Annotated in this window: 12 protein-coding genes; 7 read left to right on the top strand and 5 right to left on the bottom strand. The window is 60.0% G+C overall.

Annotated features, from left to right (window positions below; all coding sequences use genetic code 11):
* Positions 1–85 precede the first annotated feature (85 nt).
* On the bottom strand, positions 86–2,518 hold the full coding sequence (locus IM291_RS03550; protein ID WP_163332971.1) for a formate C-acetyltransferase/glycerol dehydratase family glycyl radical enzyme: 2,433 nt from the start codon (positions 2,516–2,518) through the stop codon (positions 86–88).
* 4 nt (positions 2,519–2,522) lie between these two features.
* A complete protein-coding gene (locus IM291_RS03545; protein ID WP_192986170.1) occupies positions 2,523–3,422 on the bottom strand; it encodes a glycyl-radical enzyme activating protein in 900 nt (299 codons plus the stop codon).
* Positions 3,423–3,549: 127 nt separating this feature from the next.
* On the opposite strand from IM291_RS03545, the gene fsa reads away from it, so the two are divergent.
* Positions 3,550–4,212, top strand: a complete 663-nt coding sequence (fsa, locus tag IM291_RS03540) for a fructose-6-phosphate aldolase (RefSeq protein ID WP_048999332.1) — start codon at positions 3,550–3,552, stop codon at positions 4,210–4,212.
* A gap of 89 nt (positions 4,213–4,301) precedes the next feature.
* Here the strand turns inward: fsa and moeB are convergent, their stop codons facing one another.
* On the bottom strand, positions 4,302–5,054 hold the full coding sequence (gene moeB / locus IM291_RS03535) for a molybdopterin-synthase adenylyltransferase MoeB (protein ID WP_048999333.1): 753 nt from the start codon (positions 5,052–5,054) through the stop codon (positions 4,302–4,304).
* A gap of 1 nt (position 5,055) precedes the next feature.
* Positions 5,056–6,288, bottom strand: a complete 1,233-nt coding sequence (moeA, locus tag IM291_RS03530) for a molybdopterin molybdotransferase MoeA (protein WP_192986168.1) — start codon at positions 6,286–6,288, stop codon at positions 5,056–5,058.
* A 188-nt stretch (positions 6,289–6,476) separates the two neighbouring features.
* On the opposite strand from moeA, the gene iaaA reads away from it, so the two are divergent.
* Genes iaaA through gsiD form a run of 5 tightly spaced genes read left to right on the top strand, consistent with a single transcriptional unit; the run spans position 6,477 to position 12,699 of the window.
* Positions 6,477–7,415, top strand: a complete 939-nt coding sequence (iaaA, locus tag IM291_RS03525) for a beta-aspartyl-peptidase (RefSeq protein WP_048999392.1) — start codon at positions 6,477–6,479, stop codon at positions 7,413–7,415.
* 11 nt (positions 7,416–7,426) lie between these two features.
* A complete protein-coding gene (gsiA, locus tag IM291_RS03520) occupies positions 7,427–9,298 on the top strand; it encodes a glutathione ABC transporter ATP-binding protein GsiA (RefSeq protein WP_048999335.1) in 1,872 nt (623 codons plus the stop codon).
* A 23-nt stretch (positions 9,299–9,321) separates the two neighbouring features.
* Entirely contained in the window at positions 9,322–10,860 is a 1,539-nt protein-coding gene (gsiB, locus tag IM291_RS03515; RefSeq protein WP_047362754.1) for a glutathione ABC transporter substrate-binding protein GsiB, read from the top strand.
* 5 nt (positions 10,861–10,865) lie between these two features.
* A complete protein-coding gene (gsiC, locus tag IM291_RS03510) occupies positions 10,866–11,786 on the top strand; it encodes a glutathione ABC transporter permease GsiC (protein WP_045630942.1) in 921 nt (306 codons plus the stop codon).
* A gap of 1 nt (position 11,787) precedes the next feature.
* Entirely contained in the window at positions 11,788–12,699 is a 912-nt protein-coding gene (gsiD, locus tag IM291_RS03505) for a glutathione ABC transporter permease GsiD (RefSeq protein WP_028012480.1), read from the top strand.
* A gap of 63 nt (positions 12,700–12,762) precedes the next feature.
* Here the strand turns inward: gsiD and rimO are convergent, their stop codons facing one another.
* Positions 12,763–14,088 (bottom strand): 30S ribosomal protein S12 methylthiotransferase RimO, encoded by a 1,326-nt coding sequence (gene rimO, locus IM291_RS03500; protein ID WP_192986166.1) that lies wholly within the window; start codon positions 14,086–14,088, stop codon positions 12,763–12,765.
* A 221-nt stretch (positions 14,089–14,309) separates the two neighbouring features.
* On the opposite strand from rimO, the gene IM291_RS22080 reads away from it, so the two are divergent.
* The coding region (locus tag IM291_RS22080; RefSeq protein ID WP_192986164.1) for a PAAR domain-containing protein at positions 14,310–14,697 on the top strand (388 nt) is incomplete at its 3' end.

Here is a 14,697-nt window from a genome sequence, read left to right as displayed (position 1 = left end):
CTAATAACAAGGTGACGGGGAGCACAAATTTAATTTCGAATGAAAGTCAGAATGCCCGGTAAGCGCAGCGCCACCGGGCGTTTTCTTACAGCGTATGCTCAGTACGGGCGATAATATCGTCCTGCGCATCCGGCGACAGGGCGGTGAAGAACGCCGAGTAACCCGCAACGCGTACCACCAGGTCTCGATACTGGTCAGGGTGTTTCTTCGCCTCCAGCAGCGTTTCGCGCGAGACAATGTTGTACTGAATATGCCAGCCCTTGTGCACCTCGAAGAAGGTGCGCAGCAGCACCATCAGCTTCTGGCGATCGCTGTCGTTTTCCAGCGTCGACGGGTTCAGCTTCTGGTTAAGCAGCACGCCGCCCAGGATCGCCTCGGTAGGCAGTTTACCGACCGAGCCGATCACCGCGGTCGGGCCGAGGTGGTCGGTACCGGAAGCCGGGCTTGCCCCTTCCGCCAGCGGGGTGTGGGCCTTACGTCCGTCCGGCGTCGCCATCGTTGCCGCGCCGAACGGTACGTTAGCGGAGATAGACGACGTGCCCGCGTAGTAGTTACCGCCAATCGGGCCGCGGCCGTAGCGGGGGTTGTGGTACTGCTTCAGCTCCTCAATGTAGGTTTCGTAAGCACGGGTCAGCAGCATGTCCACGCTATCGTCATCGTTGCCGTATTTCGGCGCACCGTTGATCAGGCGCTGGCGCAGCTGCTCGTGGGTCAGCCCGTCGAAGTCATCCGCCAGCGCCGCCGCCAGCTGCTGCTGGCCGATGACGCCCTGCTCAAAGACCAGCTTTTTCACCGCTGCCAGGCTGTTGCCGAGGTTGGCGATACCCACCTGCAGGCCGGAGACCCAGTCATACTTCGCGCCGCCCTGCTTGATGCTTTTCGCGCGTTCGATGCAGTCGTCCACCAGCGCCGAGCAGAGAATGTCGTGGACGTTCTCTTCCAGCATGGTATCCACCACGTACTCGATCTCGATGGATTTGCGGGTGTAGTAGCGGATCTGGGTATCCCACGCCGCCATCACCTCCTCGAAGTTATCGAAGTTGCCGGCAGAGAGCGCTTTTTCCTGCGGCAGGAACACCTTGCCGCTGGTGGCGTCGCGGCCGCCTTCCAGCGCGGCGAGCATCACGCGGGCAAAGTTGATAAAGCTCATGCCGGTGCAGCGGTAACCCCACTTGCCGCCCACCGCGGTTTCGATACAGCCGATGGCCGCGTAGTCATACGCATCGTCGCGCTCCACGCCAAGCTTGATAAATTCCGGGATCACGATTTCATCGTTGTTAAATGCCGGCATCCCGAAGCCGCAGCGGATCACCTGCACGCAGGCGTCGAGGAAGTCGTTGCTCATGCCCGCGTGGTAGCGCACGCTCAGGTTTGGCTGGGTGGAGCGCAGGCGACCGCAGGACTCCAGAATCGCGTAGGAGAGGGGGTTCACCGCGTCCATCGGCTCGCCGTTGACCAGCTTCTGACCACCAATGGTGACGTTCTGGTACAGCGGGCTACCGGCGGAGGCCTTGGAGTGCGAGCCGGAGCGGATTTTGTTCACTTCCAACAGCTTCAGCCAGCAGCTGTGCAGCAGCTCGATGGCGTGCTCGCGATCCAGGCTCTGGTCCAGCTCCACGTCGCGGCGGTAGTACGGATAGAGATACTGGTCCATACGCGCGAAGGAGACGGAGTGGCCGTTGGACTCAATCTGCAGGATCAGCTGAATGAAGTAGCACAGCTGCAGCGCCTGCCAGAAGGTTTTTGGCGGCTCGTGGGCAATCACGTCGCAGTTTTCCGCCATCGCCAGCAGCTCGTCGCGGCGGCTTTCGCGGGTTTCCGTAGACGCCATCTCACGCGCCAGGTCGGCGAAGCGTTTGATGTGCAGGCTGACGGCTTCCAGCACGATATCAATTGCCTTCAGGAACTGATCGCCGTGCAGGTCTTCCAGCACCGTCAGGTTGATGCGCGAGCGGCGCTCGTCCACTTTGGCGCGCAGGCCGTCGAGACCTTTCTCCAGCACCAGCGGGAAGTTTACCGCCAGGTGGGCGTCGCCGGAGGTCATGTTGCCTTCGGCTTTGATGATGCCGGTTTCCAGCAGGCCTTTCTGCTCGTCGGTGAACATGCCGTAGCAGCGGTCCTGCACCGTCTGGCCGCGCCACCACGGGCAGATTTCATGCAGCACACGCTTGTTCTCTTCGCTCACCGCGAAGCCCGCACCCGGACGGTCCGCCAGATCGTCAATCTCTTTCTCAATCCAGGAGACGGTATATTCCGGGAAGATCGGCGCGGCGCGCACTTCGCTTGCCTGGTTGCCGATAATCAGCTCGTCGTGCTTGATCCAGATGGTGCGTTCCGCCAGGTGATGTGCCAGCGCCAGGGCGCGACGCACCGGGATCGGCTTGTCCATGTGCTGCTGGTACATTTCGGTGTAATGCTGCGCGCGCTCGGTACAGACCGGCGGCTTGACGATATGCACCAGCGCCATTTTATGCGCTTTAATACGTTCGCTGAGGGTGTTGAGATTCAGGGTGGTCATAGGTTTATCCTCGTAAGGTCGCGGTTAACCCTTTCTGGCAGGCATACTGCTGCGCGAAATCCAGCAGGGCAGGGTTATCCAGCGGTTTGTCAGGGGCAGAGTAGGGTTGGCCGAGCAGGGTGTATTTGTTCATGCCCAGCGTGTGATACGGCAAAAAATGAATATCATCGACGCCGAGTTCGTCGGCAGCGAAGTTGGTAATGGCGGTGATGGAGGCTTCATCCGCGTTGAAGCCCTGGATCAGCGGCACGCGGATGGTCATCTTTTTCCCGGCCGCGGCCAGGCGCTTCAGGTTGTCCAGGATCCGTTTGGCCGAACCGTCGGTCCACTGTTTGAACACCGCTCCGTCGACGTGCTTAAGGTCGGCGAGGAACAGATCGACGTACGGTAATGACGGCTCGATATAGTGCCACGGCACGTGAAGGCAGGTTTCGACGGCGGTGTGGATACCCTGTTCGTGGCTGGCCTTGAACAGGGCGTGCGCCAGCTCCGGGTTCATAAACGGCTCGCCGCCGGAGAGGGTGATCCCGCCGCCGCTGCGGTCATAAAAGGGTTTGTCACGCAGTACGGTGGCCATGATCTCCTCGACCTGCTTCTCTTCACCGCAGACGGTAAGCGCCTGCGTCGGGCAGCAGTCGGTGAGGGCGTTGAGCGTCTCTTCACTCAGCTTTTCGCGGTGGATGACCAGGCCATTGAGCGCGCGTTCGATACAGCCCGGTGCCACCAGCTGGCACAGGTCGCAGCCTTCCAGACAGAGGCGCGCGTCAAACAGCACGTCCCGGCTGCGCGAGCGGCTTTCCGGGTTCTGACACCAGCGACAGCCCAGCGAGCAGCCTTTCAGGAACACCACGGTTCGAATACCGGGGCCGTCGTGGGTGGAATAACGCTGAATATTGAAGATCATATTTTTGCCCTCAAGTTGCATATGAAGATTAAATGACTTTCGAATGAAAGTTATCTTGATTCAGGTCAACTCTTGAGCAGGTTTTATCGTGATAGGGTAAGTGCAGGCTAATTTTGAGGGTGACATCATGGAACTTTATCTCGACACATCTGACGTTGCGGCAGTCAAAAAGCTGGCGCGTATCTTCCCGCTGGCGGGCGTGACCACCAACCCAAGCATTGTGGCGGCAGGAAAAACGCCGCTTGACGAGCTGCTGCCCGCGCTGCACGACGCGCTGGACGGTAAGGGCCGTCTGTTTGTGCAGGTAATGGCAACCACCGCCGAAGGGATGGTGGAAGACGCGCGCAAGCTGCGCGCTATCATTAACGACCTGGTGGTGAAGGTGCCGGTGACCGCGGAAGGGCTGGCGGCCATTAAGATGCTGAAAGCGGAAGGGATCCCGACGCTGGGCACGGCGGTGTATGGCGCCGCGCAGGGGATGCTGTCCGCCCTGGCCGGAGCTGAGTATGTGGCCCCTTACGTTAACCGCGTGGACGCGCAGGGCGGGGACGGGATCCAGACCGTTGTGGAATTACAGCAACTGCTGACGCTGCATGCCCCGCAGTCCAAAGTGCTGGCCGCGAGCTTTAAAACCCCGCGTCAGGCGCTGGACTGCCTGCTGGCAGGGTGCGAGTCCATCACGCTGCCGCTGGACGTGGCGCAGCAGTTTATTACTTCCCCTGCGGTGGATGCGGCGATCGTGAAGTTTGAGCAGGACTGGCAGGGGGCGTTTGGACGGACGTCTATCTGACGGGTGCGGCCTGATGCCCTCACCCCAACCCTCTCCCACAGGGAGAGGGAGCAAACACTAAAACGGCAACCTGAAGGTTGCCGTTTGCTTTAACCTCCGCACACCTCACACCCCGGATTACGCATCAGCTTCATCTCGCGGAACTGACAGGTCATCGCGTCATACATCACGATTTTCCCCGCGGCAGGCGTGCCGTAGTGCGCCAGCACTTTAATCGCTTCCATTGCCTGCAATGAGCCAATCACGCCGACGAGTGGTGCCATCACGCCCGCCTCGACGCAGGTCAGCGCATTCTCGCCAAACAGACGGCTCAGGCAGCGGTAGCAGGGTTCACCATCCGCGTACGTGAAGACGCTGATTTGCCCCTCCATGCGGATTGCCGCGCCGGAGACCAGTGGGGTTTTGTGGGCAAAACAGCCCGCGTTCAGCTGGTTACGGACGGCGACGTTATCGGTGCAGTCGAGCACCAGATCGTGCTGCGCAATCTGCGCGAACAGCGCGTCGTCATCCAGCATCGCGTCAATCAGTGTGAACTGAACGTTGGGGTTGATGCGCGCCAGCGCCGTGCGGGCAGAGTCTACTTTCGGCTGGCCAACCGTCGCGTCGCTGTGCAGCGTCTGGCGCTGCAGGTTGGACACCGAGACGGTATCGAAATCCAACAGCGTCATCCTGCCCACGCCCGCCGCCGCAAGATACTGCGCGGCGGCGCAGCCCAGCCCGCCGAGACCGACGACCAGCACTTTGGCTGCCTTAAGCGCTTCCTGGCCCTCAAAGTCAAACCCGCGCAGCACGATCTGGCGGTTGTAGCGCATCATCTCCTGGTCGCTCAGCTCCACCGTCATGTCAGCCTCCGAACAGGTGGTTAAAGCGCTCAACCTCAACCCATTCGCCGGCTTCCACGTTGCCGCGCTCGCGCTCCAGCACGATAAAGCAGTTGCCCTGGCTGAAGGAGCTGAAAATGTGAGAGCCCTGGTGCCCGGTGGTGCTCACTTCCATTTCGCCGTCGGCGTTGCGCGCCAGAATGCCGCGCTGGAAATCGAGACGACCCGGTGATTTTTTCAGGCGCGTAGCGGCACGCACGCGCAGGCGTTCCGGCAGCGGGCTGGCCTTGTTGCCGGAAAGCTTCGCCAGCAGCGGGATCGCCAGCTGGTAGAAGGTGAGTGCCGCAGAGACCGGGTTACCCGGCAGGCCGCAGAACCAGCTGTGCGGAAGCTTGCCAAACGCGAACGGTTTGCCCGGCTTAATCGCCAGCTTCCAGAAGGCGATTTCGCCCAGCTCTTCAAGCAGGGTTTTGGTGTAATCCGCTTCGCCCACGGAGACGCCGCCGGAGCTGATGACCACGTCGGCGGATTTGTCCGCCTCGATAAACGCCGCGCGCAGTTTTTCCGGGTCGTCTGGAATGATGCCGAGGTTAATCACCTCGCAGCCCAGCTGTTCCAGCATCAGGTGTACCGCCAGGCGGTTGGTGTCATAAATCTGGCCGTCCTGCAGCGGCTGGCCCGGAAGCTGCAGCTCGTCGCCGGTGGAGAAGACCGCCACGCGCACCTTGCGGACAACGTCAACTTCGGCGATGCCGAGCGACGCCAGCACCGGCAGTTCACCTACCGTCAATTTCTGCCCGGCGGCAAAAACGGTCGCGCCGAGGGTGATGTCTTCGCCCGTGCGGCGGATGTTCTGGCCCGCTTTAACGTTCGCGGTAAAACGCACCCCGCCGTCGGTCTGCTCGGTCTCTTCCTGCATCACCACGGCATCGCAGCCCTGCGGAACCGGCGCGCCAGTCATAATGCGCACGCAGGTGCCCGCAGGCCATTCGCCGCCAAACGGCTGGCCCGCAAAGGCTTTACCCGCCACCGGCAGGGCGTTACCCGTCTGGAGATCCGCCAGGCGCACCGCGTAACCGTCCATCGCGGAGTTATCGAACCCCGGCACGTTCATCGGCGAGACGATATCGCGCGCGGCAATACGACCAAAACAGCGCACAAGCGGCAGCGTCTCAACGTCATGCAGCGGAGAAATACGGTCAAGCATCTGCGAGAGTGCCGTTTCAAGCGGCATCAGTCCGGCGGTAAAATCCATGGTGGGCTCCTGCGGAGTAACAACGAAAGCGCCCATTATGGCAGAAAAGTGCGGCTAACTGTATGACCCGATGGGTGTACGCTTTACATCACTGTTGCGTCTTTCTATATTCAAAAATCATCTGAAGTTTCATCGACGATAATGATATTTATAGAAAAAGCCGCGAATCAGGCTAACGGGTGATGCGAATGGTTAATGCGGTAATCGCAATTCATGGCGGCGCAGGGGCAATCACCCGTGCACAGCTCAGTCCCGAGCAGGAAAAGCGCTACATTGACGCGCTGTACGCCATTGTGGAAACGGGCCAGAAAATGCTGGAAGCGGGCGAGAGCGCGCTGGATGTGGTCACCGAGGCGGTGCGCCTGCTGGAAGAGTGTCCGCTCTTTAATGCCGGAATAGGTTCGGTTTTTACCCGGGATGAAACCCACGAGCTGGACGCCTGCGTGATGGACGGCGTCACCCTGAAGGCGGGCGCCGTGGCGGGCGTGAGCCATCTGCGAAATCCGGTGCTGGCGGCGCGTCTGGTGATGGAGGAGAGCCCGCACGTTCTGCTGGCGGGCGCCGGGGCGGAAAAATTTGCCTTTGAGCACGGAATGGAACTGGTATCGCCGGATCTGTTTTCCACGGAAGAACGCTATCAGCAGCTGCTGGAAGCCCGTACGGCGGGCATAACGCAGCTTGACCATACTGCGCCGCTGGATGAAACCACCAAAATGGGCACGGTCGGCGCGGTGGCGCTCGATAAAGCCGGTAACCTCGCGGCGGCGACGTCAACGGGCGGCATGACCAACAAGCTGCCGGGACGCGTCGGCGACAGCCCGCTGCCCGGCGCGGGCTGCTATGCCAATAACGCCACGGCGGCGGTGTCGTGTACCGGCACCGGGGAAGTGTTTATTCGCGCCCTCGCGGCCTACGACATCACCGCGCTGATGGATTACGGCGGTTTAAGCCTGAGCGAGGCCTGCGAGCGCGTGGTGATGGAAAAATTACCTGCCCTGGGCGGCGTCGGCGGGCTGATTGCGGTCGATCGTGAGGGCAACGTGGCCCTGCCGTTCAACAGCGAAGGCATGTACCGCGCCTGGGGTTATGCCGGTGATGAGCCGAGCACGGGCATCTATCGTGAATAAGGGGGCAGCGCGTGCCGCACACTGAAGAACTGGACAACCGCGAGGTGCTGGCTGTCCATCAGCTGAATATTGCGTTTCAGGAAGAGCGGCAGTTCATCCCCGCAGTACAGAATTTATCGTTCTCGCTCAGGCGCGGCGAGACGCTGGCGATTGTTGGCGAATCCGGCTCCGGTAAATCGGTCACCGCGCTGGCGCTGATGCGCCTGCTGGAACAGACGGGCGGGCAAATCAGCAGCGAGAAAATGCTCCTGCGCCGCCGTAACCGTCAGGTCATCGATTTAAACGAGCTGAGCGGCGCGCAGATGCAGGGCGTGCGCGGGGCGGATATCGCGATGATCTTCCAGGAGCCGATGACCTCCCTGAACCCGGTGTTCCCGGTCGGGGAGCAAATTGCCGAGTCCATCCGGCTGCATCAGGGGCTGAGCGGCGATGAGGCGCTCAGGGAAGCGAGACGCATGCTGGAGCTGGTGCGCATTCCGGAGGCGCAGGCCATTCTGGGGCGCTACCCGCATCAGCTTTCCGGCGGCATGCGCCAGCGGGTGATGATTGCCATGGCGCTCTCCTGCCGTCCGGCGGTGCTGATCGCCGATGAGCCGACGACGGCGCTGGACGTGACGATTCAGGCGCAGATCCTGCAGCTCATCAAAGTGCTGCAGCAGGAGATGGAGATGGGGGTGATTTTCATCACCCACGATATGGGCGTGGTGGCTGACATCGCCGATCGGGTGCTGGTGATGCACAAGGGCAATGCTGTGGAAACCGGTGCGGTCGAGCAGATTTTTCATGCCCCCGAGCATCCTTACACCAAAGCGCTGCTGGCGGCGGTGCCGCGGCTTGGGGCAATGAACGGCAGCGATTTGCCGCGCCGTTTTCCGCTGATTTCCCTGGAGGCGACAGAGCCGCAGGAGGATGAAGGCGAGCAGGACACCGTGGTGTCGGGTAAACCGATACTCGAAGTGCGCAATCTGGTGACCCGCTTTCCGCTGCGCAGCGGAATTTTCAACCGCCTGAAGCGCGAAGTGCATGCGGTGGAAAACGTCAGTTTTGATCTCTGGCCGGGTGAAACGCTGGCGCTGGTAGGAGAGTCCGGCTGCGGGAAATCCACCACCGGGCGGGCGCTGCTCAGGCTCGTGGAGACCCAGGAGGGGACGATAACCTTTAACGGTGAACGTATCGACACCCTGCCAGATAATAAATTACAGGCGATACGGCGAGATATTCAGTTTATCTTCCAGGATCCGTATGCCTCTCTCGACCCGCGCCATACGGTAGGGTACTCAATTATGGAGCCGCTGCGGGTGCATAACCTGCTCGACGGCGAGGCGGCGCAGCGTCGCGTGGCCTGGCTGCTGGAGCGCGTTGGCCTGAAGCCGGAACACGCCTGGCGTTATCCGCACGAGTTTTCCGGCGGGCAGCGGCAGCGTATCTGCATCGCCCGCGCGCTGGCGCTGAACCCGAAGGTGGTGATTGCGGATGAGTCCGTCTCGGCGCTGGATGTCTCGATCCGGGCGCAAATTATCAACTTACTGCTGGATTTACAGCGGGATATGGGCATTGCCTTCCTGTTTATCTCGCACGATATGGCGGTGGTAGAGCGTATCAGCCACCGCGTGGCGGTGATGTTTATGGGGCAAATCGTGGAGATTGGCCCGCGAAGGGCGGTGTTTGAGAACCCGCAGCACCCGTACACCCGCAAGCTTATTGCGGCGGTGCCGGTTGCCGATCCCGCGCACCGCCACGGCCAGCGCGTGCTGCTGCAGGATGAGATGCCGAGCAACATTCGTAAACGCGGCGAAGCCGTGGAGCGCGTCACGCTGCGTGAGGTTGGTCCGGGCCACTTCGTGGCTCCGCCGCGCCAGGACAATGCCTTCTCACGGTTATAACTTACAACAGGCAGGAGAACATAATGGTTACATTTGTAGCGCGTAAATGGTTGTTAGCCGCGAGCGTGACGGCAGCCCTGGCCGCTGCCCCCGCGTTCGCCGCCAAAGACGTGGTGGTTGCCGTCGGCTCCAACTTCACCACGCTCGATCCGTACGACGCCAACGACACGCTCTCCCAGGCGGTGGCGAAATCGTTCTATCAGGGGCTGTTTGGTCTCGACAGAGAGATGAAGCTGAAAAATGTGCTGGCGGAGGGGTACACCGTATCCGACGACGGGCTGGTCTATACCATCAAGCTCCGTTCCGGCGTGAAATTCCAGGACGGGACTGATTTCAATGCGGAGGCGGTAAAGGTCAACCTCGACCGTGCCAGCAATCCTCAAAACAGCCTCAAGCGCTATAACCTGTATAAAAATATCGCCAGCACCGAGGTAGTCGACCCGGCAACGGTAAAAATCACCCTGAAAGAGCCATTCTCCGCGTTTATCAATATTCTGGCGCATCCGGCGACGGCGATGATCTCGCCCGCCGCGCTGAAAAAGTACGGTAAAGAGATCGGCTTCCACCCGGTGGGAACCGGGCCGTACGAGCTGCTCACCTGGAACCAGACCGATTTCGTGAAGGTGAAAAAATTCGCGGGATACTGGCAGCAGGGGCTGCCGAAGCTGGACACCATCACCTGGCGCCCGGTGGTGGATAACAACACCCGCGCGGCAATGCTCCAAACCGGCGAGGCGCAGTTTGCCTTCCCCATCCCGTATGAGCAGGCCGCCATTCTGCAGAAAAACAGCAAGCTGGAGCTGGTTGCCAGCCCGTCTATCATGCAGCGCTACATCAGCATGAACGTCACGCAGAAGCCGTTCGATAACCCGAAGGTGCGTGAAGCCATCAACTATGCCATTAACCGTCAGGCGCTGGTGAAGGTCGCTTTTGCGGGCTATGCCACCCCGGCCACCGGCGTGCTGCCGCCGTCTATCGCGTATGCGCAAAGCTATCAGCCGTGGCCGTACGATCCGGCTAAAGCGCGCGAGCTGCTGAAAGAGGCGGGTTTCCCGAACGGCTTCAGCACCACGCTGTGGTCGTCGCACAATCACAGCACCGCGCAGAAGGTGCTGCAGTTCACCCAGCAGCAGCTGGCGCAGGTGGGGATTAAGGCGCAGGTCACCGCGATGGATGCCGGGCAGCGTGCGGCAGAAGTGGAGGGGAAAGGGCAGAAAGAGAGCGGCGTGCGGATGTTCTACACCGGCTGGACGGCCTCGACCGGTGAAGCCGACTGGGCGCTGTCGCCGCTGTTCGCCTCGCAGAACTGGCCGCCAACCCTGTTCAACACCGCGTTTTACAGCAATCCGCAGGTGGACAAAGACCTGGCCGATGCCCTGAAAACCACCAAACCGGAAGAGAAAGCCCGCCTCTACAAGGACGCGCAGGACATTATCTGGAAAGAGTCGCCGTGGGTACCGCTGGTGGTGGAGAAACTGGTCTCAGCCCATAACAAAGCGCTGACCGGGTTCTACATCATGCCGGACACCGGCTTTAGCTTTGACGATGCGGATTTAAAATAAACCTCATGCTGAATTATGTTTGTAAACGTCTGCTGGGGCTTATCCCGACGCTGCTGATAGTGGCGGTGCTGGTGTTTTTGTTTGTCCATATGCTGCCGGGCGATCCGGCGCGTCTGGTAGCCGGGCCCGAAGCGGATGCCACCGTCATTGAGCTGGTGCGTAAACAGCTGGGCCTCGACCAGCCGCTGTATATGCAGTTTCTGCACTATATGTGCAACGTTCTGCAGGGCGATTTTGGTATCTCGATGGTGTCGAGGCGTCCGGTGTCGGAGGAGATTGCCAGCCGCTTTATGCCCACGTTCTGGTTAACGATTGCCAGCATGGGCTGGGCGGTGGCGTTTGGGCTGGGCGCGGGGATTATTGCGGCCGTCTGGCGCAACCGCTGGCCGGACAAGCTCGGCATGGCCCTGGCGGTGACCGGCATCTCCTTCCCGGCGTTCGCGCTGGGGATGCTGCTGATGCAGATCTTCTCCGTTGAACTGGGCTGGCTGCCGACCGTCGGGGCCGATACCTGGAAGCATTACATTCTGCCCTCCATGACGCTGGGCGCTGCCGTGTCGGCGGTGATGGCCCGCTTTACCCGCGCCTCGTTCGTGGACGTGCTGAGCGAAGATTATATTCGCACCGCGCGGGCGAAAGGAGTCAGCGAGAAGTGGGTCATTCTCAAGCACGGGTTCCGCAATGCGATGATTCCGGTGGTGACGATGATGGGGCTGCAGTTTGGTTTCCTGCTGGGTGGCTCTATCGTCGTGGAAAAGGTCTTCAACTGGCCGGGGCTGGGGCGCCTGCTGGTCGATTCCGTCGAGATGCGCGACTACCCGGTGATTCAGGCAGAAGTCCTGCTTTTCTCGCTGGAGTTTATTCTTATCAACTTAGTGGTGGACGTGCTCTACGCCGCCATTAACCCGGCCATCAGGTATAAGTAAGATGCGATTGTTGAACTGGCGGCGTCAGGCCGTTTTGAACGCGATGCCGGGGCTGAAACCGGAGCATGTCCGCACCCCGTGGTCCGAATTCTGGCGACGTTTTCGCCGTCAGCCGGTCGCAATGGCGGCGGGGCTGTTCGTGCTGGTGCTAATTGCCGTGGCGATCGTTGCGCCGTGGGTAGCGCCGTTTGATGCGGAAAACTACTTTGACTACGACCGCCTGAACGACGGCCCCTCAATGCTGCACTGGTTCGGCGTGGACTCGCTTGGCCGCGATATCTTCAGCCGCGTGCTGGTGGGGGCGCAAATTTCTCTCGCCGCCGGGGTAGTCGCGGTGCTGATCGGCGCGGCTATCGGTACCGTGCTGGGGCTCGTCGCCGGGTATTATGAAGGCTGGTGGGACCGCATCATCATGCGCATCTGCGACGTGCTGTTTGCTTTCCCCGGCATTCTGCTGGCGATTGCCGTGGTGGCGATCATGGGCAGCGGCATGGCCAACGTTATTATCGCGGTGGCGGTCTTTTCGATTCCGGCCTTTGCCCGCCTGGTGCGCGGCAACACGCTGGTGCTGAAGCAGCAGACGTTTATTGAATCCGCCCGCAGCATGGGGGCCAGCGATACCACCATTCTGTTCAGCCATATTCTGCCCGGAACGGTGTCGTCCATCGTGGTCTATTTTACCATGCGTATCGGCGTGTCGATTATCTCGGCGGCCAGCCTGTCGTTTCTGGGGTTAGGGGCACAGCCGCCGACGCCGGAGTGGGGCGCAATGCTGAACGAGGCGAGGGCCGATATGGTGATTGCGCCACACGTGGCGATCTTCCCGAGCCTGGCGATTTTCCTGACCGTGCTGGCGTTTAACCTGCTGGGGGATGGACTGCGCGACGCGCTGGATCCGAGGATAAAGGGGTAGTGCAGTGAAATGTGCCGGGTGGCGGCTACGCCTTACCCGGCCTGTAAAAGATGTGCAGTGAGATTAAACCCGGCTACCCCACAGGTCATACTCATCCGCGTTTTCAACCTTCACGCGAATAATATCACCCGGCTTAACGTTGGTTTCGCCGTTCAGGTACACCGCGCCGTCGATTTCAGGGGCGTCCGCCATGCTGCGGCCAATCGCGCCTTCTTCGTCCACTTCGTCGATGATAACCATGATCTCGCGGCCCACTTTTTCCTGCAGACGCTCGGCAGAGATCTGCTGCTGCAGCTGCATGAAGCGGTTCCAGCGCTCTTCCTTAACCTCTTCCGGCACCTGATCCGCCAGCTCGTTGGCGGTTGCGCCTTCCACCGGGCTGTATTTGAAGCAGCCGACGCGGTCCAGGCGCGCTTCTTTCAGGAAGTCGAGCAGCATCTGGAAGTCTTCTTCGGTTTCACCCGGGAAGCCGACGATAAAGGTGGAGCGCAAGGTCAGATCCGGACACATTTCACGCCACTGCTTGATGCGCGCCAGCTGGCGGTCAACGGAGCCAGGGCGTTTCATCAGCTTGAGGATACGCGGGCTGGCGTGCTGCAGCGGGATATCCAGGTACGGCAGAATTTTGCCTTCCGCCATCAGCGGGATCACGTCGTCAACGTGCGGGTACGGGTAGACGTAGTGCAGACGCGTCCAGATACCGAGTTTGGACAGCTGCTCGCACAGGCCCACCATGCTGGTTTTCACCGGCTCGCCGTTGTGGAAACCGGAGCGGTGTTTAACGTCTACGCCGTAAGCCGAGGTGTCCTGGGAAATCACCAGCAGCTCCTTCACGCCCGCATCGGCCAGACGTTTGGCTTCCGCCAGCACTTCGCCAATCGGACGGCTCACCAGATCGCCACGCATCGACGGGATGATGCAGAAGGTGCAGCGATGGTTGCAGCCTTCTGAAATTTTCAGGTAGGCGTAGTGACGCGGCGTCAGCTTCACGCCCTGTTCCGGCACCAGGCTCAGGAACGGGTTGTGCTTTGGTTTTGGCACGTAGTGATGAACATGTTCCAGCACCTGCTCGTAGCTGTGCGGGCCGGTGATCTCCAGCACCTTCGGGTGCACTTCGCGGATTTGGTCCACTTTCGCGCCCAGGCAGCCGGTCACGATCACTTTGCCGTTTTCGGTCAGCGCTTCACCGATCGCTTCCAGTGACTCCTGCACCGCGCTGTCGATAAACCCGCAGGTGTTAACGATCACCATATCGGCGTTGTCGTAGCTTGGCACCACGTCATAGCCCTCGGTGCGCAGTTCGGTCAGGATGCGTTCTGAATCCACCAGGTTTTTCGGGCAGCCCAGGGAGACGAAGCCGATTTTCGGCTGGTGCGTAACATTGCTCATAGGTTAAAAATTGTTCGATTTTTGGAATGGTCAGGGCAGGAATTCTACAGAGGTTGGCGGGAAAATTGTACTGAAGAATTGCGGTTAGCGCGGCTTTTCGATATTACCTGATTTTTCTTGTTTTGAAACGGTGTTTTACTTAGAAATAGTGCTTATTGATAGTGTGGTTATTGCATGTAAAATGGCCTGTTGGATTATTTTTATAATAAGTAGAAGGACTTATGGCAAGAGGATACATTTTGCATATGTATGGCCCCACCACTTGTGGTGGTCGTGTGCTGGAAGGAGCATCAAACAGAAGAACCAACGGCATATCAGTTGCCCGAATGGGTGACCGGGTATCATGTGGTAAAGATGGCAATACTTACCGCATCGTCGGTGGCATTGGATGGATTAAAACGGATGGTCGCCTTGTTGCAGGCAGTCTGGACAGTTTCAGCAGTTGTCCCTGTAATGCAAAAATCATCCCGCAGATAACCGTTCAAACCTATGAATCTCGCGGCGAATCCAGAACGTCGGCACCGATAACGGCAACCACACCGCCGACAATTTTTTCCTCAAATTCATCACCAGCGGCTGGCCCTGCTGTACTGCGGCCTGTCCCTGTCT

Source organism: Enterobacter cloacae complex sp. P27C, assembly GCF_014895705.1.
In the GTDB taxonomy this organism is placed as follows: Bacteria; Pseudomonadota; Gammaproteobacteria; order Enterobacterales; family Enterobacteriaceae; genus Enterobacter; species Enterobacter bugandensis.
Note: the sequence above shows the minus strand (reverse complement) of the source record. Positions and strands in the feature narration are given on the sequence as shown.

Excerpts from the sequence above, each read along its gene's own strand:
- IM291_RS03550 (WP_163332971.1), bottom strand. The coding sequence starts at position 2,518 with ATGACCACCCTGAATCTCAACACCCTCAGCGAACGTATTAAAGCGCAT.
- IM291_RS03545 (WP_192986170.1), bottom strand. The coding sequence starts at position 3,422 with ATGATCTTCAATATTCAGCGTTATTCCACCCACGACGGCCCCGGTATT.
- fsa (WP_048999332.1), top strand. The coding sequence starts at position 3,550 with ATGGAACTTTATCTCGACACATCTGACGTTGCGGCAGTCAAAAAGCTG.
- moeB (WP_048999333.1), bottom strand. The coding sequence starts at position 5,054 with ATGACGGTGGAGCTGAGCGACCAGGAGATGATGCGCTACAACCGCCAG.
- moeA (WP_192986168.1), bottom strand. The coding sequence starts at position 6,288 with ATGGATTTTACCGCCGGACTGATGCCGCTTGAAACGGCACTCTCGCAG.
- iaaA (WP_048999392.1), top strand. The coding sequence starts at position 6,477 with ATGGTTAATGCGGTAATCGCAATTCATGGCGGCGCAGGGGCAATCACC.
- gsiB (WP_047362754.1), top strand. The coding sequence starts at position 9,322 with ATGGTTACATTTGTAGCGCGTAAATGGTTGTTAGCCGCGAGCGTGACG.
- gsiC (WP_045630942.1), top strand. The coding sequence starts at position 10,866 with ATGCTGAATTATGTTTGTAAACGTCTGCTGGGGCTTATCCCGACGCTG.
- gsiD (WP_028012480.1), top strand. The coding sequence starts at position 11,788 with ATGCGATTGTTGAACTGGCGGCGTCAGGCCGTTTTGAACGCGATGCCG.
- rimO (WP_192986166.1), bottom strand. The coding sequence starts at position 14,088 with ATGAGCAATGTTACGCACCAGCCGAAAATCGGCTTCGTCTCCCTGGGC.